General features: G+C 60.2%; 7 protein-coding genes. 3 read left to right on the top strand and 4 right to left on the bottom strand.

Annotated features, from left to right (window positions below):
- Positions 1-90: 90 nt before the first annotated feature.
- The 3 genes from D8U18_RS08770 to D8U18_RS08760 all read right to left on the bottom strand — a co-directional run bounded on the left by D8U18_RS08770 (position 91) and on the right by D8U18_RS08760 (position 3,297).
- The gene (locus D8U18_RS08770) at positions 91-1,536 is read right to left on the bottom strand and encodes a SulP family inorganic anion transporter (RefSeq protein ID WP_056854920.1); all 1,446 of its coding nucleotides are present in this window, start codon (positions 1,534-1,536) and stop codon (positions 91-93) included.
- 200 nt (positions 1,537-1,736) lie between these two features.
- Positions 1,737-2,648, bottom strand: coding sequence for a LysR family transcriptional regulator (locus D8U18_RS08765; protein ID WP_056854919.1), 912 nt, complete (start codon positions 2,646-2,648; stop codon positions 1,737-1,739).
- A gap of 58 nt (positions 2,649-2,706) precedes the next feature.
- On the bottom strand, positions 2,707-3,297 hold the full coding sequence (locus D8U18_RS08760) for an NAD(P)H-dependent oxidoreductase (protein ID WP_056854918.1): 591 nt from the start codon (positions 3,295-3,297) through the stop codon (positions 2,707-2,709).
- Between the two features lie 160 nt (positions 3,298-3,457).
- Between D8U18_RS08760 and D8U18_RS08755 the strand changes: the two genes are divergently transcribed.
- Positions 3,458-3,772, top strand: coding sequence for a putative quinol monooxygenase (locus tag D8U18_RS08755; RefSeq protein WP_130906211.1), 315 nt, complete (start codon positions 3,458-3,460; stop codon positions 3,770-3,772).
- On the opposite strand, the gene D8U18_RS08750 is transcribed toward D8U18_RS08755, so the two are convergent.
- On the bottom strand, positions 3,762-4,526 hold the full coding sequence (locus tag D8U18_RS08750) for a sulfite exporter TauE/SafE family protein (protein ID WP_131107455.1): 765 nt from the start codon (positions 4,524-4,526) through the stop codon (positions 3,762-3,764). The two genes, D8U18_RS08755 and D8U18_RS08750, sit on opposite strands and share 11 nt — an antisense overlap.
- A 222-nt stretch (positions 4,527-4,748) precedes the next feature.
- On the opposite strand from D8U18_RS08750, the gene D8U18_RS08745 reads away from it, so the two are divergent.
- Together D8U18_RS08745 and D8U18_RS08740 are read left to right on the top strand one after the other, a co-directional pair.
- Positions 4,749-5,633: a LysR substrate-binding domain-containing protein gene (locus D8U18_RS08745; protein WP_056854915.1), complete on the top strand. Its 885-nt coding sequence runs from the start codon at positions 4,749-4,751 to the stop codon at positions 5,631-5,633.
- A gap of 113 nt (positions 5,634-5,746) precedes the next feature.
- Positions 5,747-6,091, top strand: a complete 345-nt coding sequence (locus D8U18_RS08740) for a cupin domain-containing protein (protein WP_056854914.1) — start codon at positions 5,747-5,749, stop codon at positions 6,089-6,091.
- Positions 6,092-6,729 lie beyond the last annotated feature (638 nt).

Here is a 6,729-nt window from a genome sequence, read left to right as displayed (position 1 = left end):
CCGGGACGCTCTGCGTCCACTGCGAAGCCGAACGCGGAGCGTCCGAAGAAGCGTTCCCACGCGGAGCATGGGAACGATCACAGGCCGGTCTCAGTCGTGATGAACCCGGGCGCGTCGGAGCAATTTCTTGCAACGCTCGGACAAATGCAGCACTCGCAGATGCTTGCCGGCCTTGTTGTAGCGCTCGCGCAGAGTGTCGAGCGCGGCGATGGCGGAGTAGTCGACGAAGCTCAAATGACGACAATCGAGCGTCACTTGCGCCGGGTCGTTGGCCGGATCGAATTGGTTGAGAAATGGCGTGGTCGAGGCGAAGAACAGCGTACCGTGGACCCGGTAAAGCTTGCTGCCGTCGCTCTCCAGATGACTGTCGGCGTACAGCTGCCGGGCCTGTTGCCAGGCAAAATTCAGCGCCGCGATAATGATGCCGCACAGCACGGCGGTGGCCAAATCGGTGAACACGGTAATCACCGTCACGGCGATGATCACCAGCGCATCGTTCAGCGGGACCTTGTTCATCACCCGCAGCGAGGCCCAGGCGAAGGTCTGTTGCGACACCACGAACATCACCCCGACCAATGCCGCCAACGGAATGCGCTCGATCAGCGGCGACAGGAACAGGATGAACAACAGGATCGACACCCCGGCCACCACCCCGGACAAGCGCCCGCGCCCACCGGAGCTGAGGTTGATCACTGTCTGGCCGATCATCGCGCAGCCGCCCATGCCCCCGAATACGCCGGAGACCATGTTGGCTGCCCCCAGCGCCACACATTCGCGGTCCGGGTAGCCACGGCTCTCGGTGATTTCATCGGTGAGGTTGAGGGTCAGCAGGGTTTCCAGCAGGCCCACCAGCGCCATCAGGATCGCGTACGGCGCGATGACGCGCAGGGTTTCCAGGTTCCATGGAATATCCGGCAATGCCAGCGTCGGCAGACCGCCGGCGATGTGCGCCATGTCGCCGAGGGTGCGGGTCGGCAAGCCGAGCAGATACACCGCCAGGCCCACCCCCAGAATTGCCACCAGTGCCGGCGGCACGGCGCGGGTCAGGCGTGGCAGCCCATACACGATGGCCATGGTCACGACGACCAGGCCGACCATCATGTACAGCGGCGTACCACTGAGCCAGCTTTCGCCATTCTTGAAATGCTCCAGCTGCGCCAGCGCAATGATGATCGCCAAGCCGTTGACGAAGCCGAGCATCACCGGGTGCGGCACCATGCGCACCAGTTTGCCCAGCCTTAGCAAACCGAACGCCATCATGATCAAACCACCGAGCAAGACCGTGGCCAGCAGGTACTGCACACCGTGTTGCACCACCAGCGCGACGATCACCACCGCCATCGACCCGGCAGCGCCGGACACCATGCCCGGCCGGCCGCCGAACAGCGCGGTCAGGGTGCAGATGATGAATGCGCCATAAAGCCCCATCAGCGGATTGAGATGGGCGACCAGGGCGAAAGCGATGCATTCGGGCAGCAGGGCGAAAGAGGTGGTGAGTCCGGCCAGGGCATCGGCGCGCAGAATTCTTGGTTTCATGGGGGACCGCATACAGGGCAGCAAAAAGAGTGTGCGGATGTTACGGATGCACATTCACAAATGCCATCGCGGGCAAGCCCGCTCCCACAGATTCTGCGTCGTACACCCGTTGCGTGAACCACACAATACCTGTGGGAGCGTGGCTTGCCCGCGATGAACGATGACGCAGTCCAAACCAGAAAAGAGATGCCAGGCCTATTTCAGTCGTTGAAGTTCGTTGAGGCATAAAGCGCCAGCTTGCCCTGGATAAAATCCAGAAAGCACTGAATTCGCAAGGCCAGCTGCGAGTTGCGGTAGTAAACGGCATTGATCGGTTGGCGATAGCCACTGTTGAACTCTGCCAGCAACACTTTCAAGCGGCCGGCACGAATGTCTTCGATGGTCATGTAGTGCGACAGGCTGGCGATGCCCTGCCCTTCCAGCGCCAGATGGCGGATGGTTTCACCGCTGGAGGCGCTGAGCGCCGCCTCGATCGGCCAGCGATCGCCATGCACATAACGCAACGGCCACTGGTTGAGGCCTTCGTTCTGGGTGAAGCCCAGCAAGGTATGGGCGGACAGGTCTGCCACCGCGGTCGGCGTGCCGTGTTTTTCCAGGTACGCCGGGCTGGCGACGATGTGCAACGGGCTGCAACCGAGTGAGCGCGCGTGCAGGGTCGAGTCCGCCAGCGTGCCGATCCGGATGGCGATGTCGGTACTTTGCTCCAGCAAATCGATGATCAGATCGTTGCTGTTGAGCTCAAGCTGGATGTCAGGGTAGAGCCGCCGGAATTCATCGATGTAAGGCACGATGGCGTGCAGCATGAACGGCGAGGCCGCGTTGATGCGCAAACGCCCGGACGGCGTTTGCTGGCGCGAGGACAAGCGCTCTTCGAGCTCGTCCATCTGATCGAGAATCAGCTTGGCGTGTTCGAAGAAATACTTGCCCTCCTCGGTCAGGTCCATGCGCCGGGTGGTGCGGTTGATCAGCGTGGTATCGAGCTTGGCCTCCAGCCGCGACAGCGTGCGGCTGACCGCCGACGGGGTTTGCCCGACCTGCTCGGCCGCCGCTGAAATCGATCCGCACTCAATCACGCAGACGAAAATCTGCAACTCATCGGACCTGGCTTTCACGTTTGCCCCTCATTCAAAAACTGGCTTGATAGTAGCTGGATGCGGGGCAAAAGGAACCTCAGGCCTTGAGGCCGAACACCTCGGTCAAATGCTGTTCATAACGCGCCACGTCACCTTCGATGTTCGGGCGTTTCATCACGTCCACGCTAAGGAAGGTCGGCAAACCGCTCATGCCGAGGAATTCGTTGGCCTTGTGGAACGGGAAGTACACCGCGTCCACACCTTTGCCTTCGAAGAAGTCGGTCGGGTCGTCGAAGGCTTGCTGCGGTGCGTTCCAGGTCAACGACAACATGTATTGCTTACCGTGGATCAAACCGCCGCTGCCGTACTTTTGCGACGCATCGGAACGGGTGCGGCCGTCGCTGGCGTACAGGCTGCCATGACCTTCGGTAAAGACTTCATCGATGTACTTCTTTACGGTCCACGGTGCGCCCATCCACCAGCCAGGCATCTGGTAGATGATCACGTCGGCCCAGAGGAACTTGGCGACTTCTTCAGCCACGTCGTAGCCCTCGTCGATGAACGTGGTTTTCACGTCCACGCCGCCACGGTCCAGCACGCTTAACGCAGCTTCATGCAGGGTGGTGTTGTAACGGCCATCGGAGTGGGCAAATTTTTTGCCGCCGTTGAGCAACAGAACTTTTTTCATGGGAGGTCTCGGGAAGGTCAGGAATCGGATGGCGGCAGATTAACGATCTGCCTCGCGCGGAATAAGCGCTCATTGCACAAAATTCATTTGACCCACACGCACGAATCAACAAGAGATTGTTGCCTTAGACTGGCGCCGATTCTGACCAGAGGACCTCCTAATGAGTGAAATCCAAGGCTTCATCCTGCATGCCAAGACCCGCCCGGAAAAATCCGCGGCCTTCGAAGCGTTTTTCAGCGACCACGTAGAAGCGAGTCGTGCCGAGCCCGGCTGCATCGAGTACCACATGCTGCGCGACAAACAGGACCCGACGCTGTTTATCTTCTATGAGATCTGGCAATCACAGGCCCATCTCGACGTGCACTCGAACCTGCCGCACATGAAGCAGTTTCTTGAGCAGCGCGATGAGTACCTGGAGCGTGACTTCGAGATCCGCGCCATCGAGATGATCAGCCCGTCGTCCGCTAGCCGCTGATCAACAAATGGCCGCCGAGCAATCCGAGGCCAATGAAGAACACACGCTTGAACAGCACGGCGCTGATCCGCTGACGCAGCCATTGCCCGAGCATCATGCCGAGCACCGCAGGAATCAGCACCAGCAGCGACGCACTCAACTCGCCCCCGCCCAAAGCCCCGCGCCACAGTAACCCGCCGGCCAGGGCGAGGGTCGAGACAGTGAACGACAGGCCCAGTGCCTGCACCAGTTCATCCTTGCTCAACCCCAGTGCCTGCATATACGGCACTGCCGGGATCACGAAGACGCCGGTAGCCGAGGTAATGACGCCGGTGACCAGACCGCAGAGCGGCCCCAGCCAACGTTCGTTGCGACTCCCCACACGCAGGGTTGGCAGAAACAGACCACTCAAGGCATACAGCATCAACGCCGCTCCCAGCCCCCGCACCACCCAGTGCCCACCGGCCATGCCGATCCACAGCGTGCCCATGCCGGTGCCAAGGAAAATCGCCAACAACATCGGCCATAACCGCTTGACCAACCCCGGCAGATGCCCTCCGAACGCCAGTTGCCAGAGGTTGGTCAAGGTGGCTGGAATAATCAGCAGAGCCGCAGCTTGCGACGGAGCCATAGCCAGACCGAGCAAGCCCATGGCAACGGTCGGCAGGCCGAGGCCGATCACCCCCTTGATCATGCCGGCCAGCAGGAAGGTGGCGATGATCAGAAATGAAAGGGCCAGACCGAGGTTTTGGTAGAACGTGACGAGCGTATTCATGGGGCTATCCTGAGCCCGGATTGGCCAGTTGAAAATCTGCCATATACTAAGGCTGCCTCTTGCCTGGCAAGAGCCTGAAAAATTGATCGCGCCGACTGACGCCTTCGCGGGCGAACGCGATCCCACATCTGATCGCGTTCGCCCGGAACACCCCGGTCACCTGTGGGAGCGGGCTTGCCCGCGATGAGGCCAGTCCAGACAACGCATAACCGGCGGCTACCCATGCACTTCGACCTCACCGACCTGCGCCTCTACCTGAACATCCTCGACACCGGCAACATCACCGCCGGCGCCACGCGCAGCCATTTGTCCCTGGCAGCGGCCAGCGCGCGAATCCGCGCCATGGAGTCGTCATTGGGCACCGATTTTTTGCAACGCGGTCGTCGTGGTGTCACGCCAACACCTGCCGGAAAAGCCCTGGCGCGGCATGCCAGGGTTTTGCTGCAACAGGCACAGCGCATGCAACAGGACCTGGCCGAATACGCCAACGGCGTCAAAGGGCAGGTCCGATTACTGTGCAACACCACGGCAATCACCGAGTACCTGCCGGAGTTGCTTGCCGACTTCCTGCGCGAACACCCCAATCTCGATATCGACCTGCAGGAACTGCCCAGCGCACGCATCACTCACGCGCTGCGCCAGGGAGCGGCGGACCTCGGCGTTGTCTCCGATGCAGTGGATACCACTGACCTGCAGACCTGCGCGTTTCGCGACGACCCGTTGGTGCTGATCATGCCCCACGAACATCCCTTGGCACAGGCGAGCTCGGTGAGCTTTGCCGACACGCTGCATCACCACTACGTCGGGCTGAACGCCAATAGCGCACTGGCGGTGTACCTGGAGGAACAGGCGCTGCACGCAGGTTCACGCATGCAGATCCGCATCCGCGCCGATGGCTTCGATGGCGTGATGCGCATGGTTGCCCGCGGGGCGGGACTGGCGATCGTACCGCTGGCCGCAATCGAACGCGCCCCCATCGGACCGACCTTCAAGCGCCTCGCCCTGCAAGAACCCTGGGGCCAACGCAAGCTGTTGCTTTGTGCCCGGGACTTCGCCGCATTACCCGGCTACGCCAAGGCCCTGCTGCATGCATTGACGCTCTCCTGAGTCGTCGAACGCTGTGCGTTTCTGGACAGCTCAGTGTCGAGCACAGACAACTGAGCAAGGAACGGGCGCTATAGGGTGCGACTTCAGTTCCAGTACCCACTGCCGGAGTCATCATGACCGCACCGATTACCGTTCTTCGCGACACTCACCCGCTGCCCGTGCTCGACGCCTGCAAATGGGAAAAACTCGAAGGCGACCCGCACACCGTCAACCTGAACGCCTACACCAGTGAAGACGGCAGCAAGATCATGGGCACCTGGATCTGCACGCCGGGCAAGTGGTATGTGGACTACGTGAAATGGGAGTACTGCCACTTCCAGGAAGGCTACTGCATCATCACCCCGGAAGGCATGGCGCCGATCCACCTGCGCGCCGGTGACATTTTCATCGTCGAGCCAGGCATGAAAGGTACGTGGGAAGTGGTGGAAACCGTGCGCAAGTATTTCGTGTTCGCCTGATGGAAAAAACCGGGTGATCACCCGACGTGATCTCCCGGTCAAAAAAACCTGCAGGGGCAATACCAAACCTGTGGCGAGGGAGCTTGCTCCCGTTCGGCTGCGTAGCAGTCGTGAAATCAGCAAGCACGTTTTCCTGAAACTGCGCATTTGCCTTATTTTGGGTCCGCTGCGCGAACCAGCGGGAGCAAGCTCCCTCGCCACAAAAGTCCGCGTAAATAAGTGAAATGGGAGTACTGCCAAGTATTTCGTGTTCGCCTGATGGAAAAAACCGGGAGATCACCCGACGTGATCTCCCGGTCAAAAATACCTGCAGGGCATCACCAAACCTGTGGCGAGGGAGCTTGCTCCCGTTCGGCTGCGAAGCAGTCGTGAAATCAGCAAGCACGTTTTAGCTGAAACTGCGCATTTGCCTCATTCCGGGTCCGCTGCGCGAACCAGCGGAAGCAAGCTCCCTCGCCACAAAAGTCCGCGTAAATACGTGAAATGGGAGTACTGCCAAGTATTTCGTGTTCGCCTAATGGAAAAAACCGGGAGATCACCCGACGTGATCTCCCGGTCAAAAAAACCTGCAGGGGCAATACCCAACCTGTGGCGAGGGAGCTTGCTCCCGTTCGGCTGCGAAGCAGTCGTGAAATCAG

This window comes from Pseudomonas sp. Sample_10 (genome assembly GCF_004321495.1).
Classification (GTDB): domain Bacteria; phylum Pseudomonadota; class Gammaproteobacteria; order Pseudomonadales; family Pseudomonadaceae; genus Aquipseudomonas.
This window is presented reverse-complemented; position numbering and strand designations above follow the sequence as displayed.

Coding starts and splice junctions, on each gene's coding strand:
- D8U18_RS08760 (WP_056854918.1), bottom strand. CDS start 3,297: ATGAAAAAAGTTCTGTTGCTCAACGGCGGCAAAAAATTTGCCCACTCC.
- D8U18_RS08750 (WP_131107455.1), bottom strand. CDS start 4,526: ATGAATACGCTCGTCACGTTCTACCAAAACCTCGGTCTGGCCCTTTCA.
- D8U18_RS08755 (WP_130906211.1), top strand. CDS start 3,458: ATGAGTGAAATCCAAGGCTTCATCCTGCATGCCAAGACCCGCCCGGAA.
- D8U18_RS08770 (WP_056854920.1), bottom strand. CDS start 1,536: ATGAAACCAAGAATTCTGCGCGCCGATGCCCTGGCCGGACTCACCACC.
- D8U18_RS08740 (WP_056854914.1), top strand. CDS start 5,747: ATGACCGCACCGATTACCGTTCTTCGCGACACTCACCCGCTGCCCGTG.
- D8U18_RS08745 (WP_056854915.1), top strand. CDS start 4,749: ATGCACTTCGACCTCACCGACCTGCGCCTCTACCTGAACATCCTCGAC.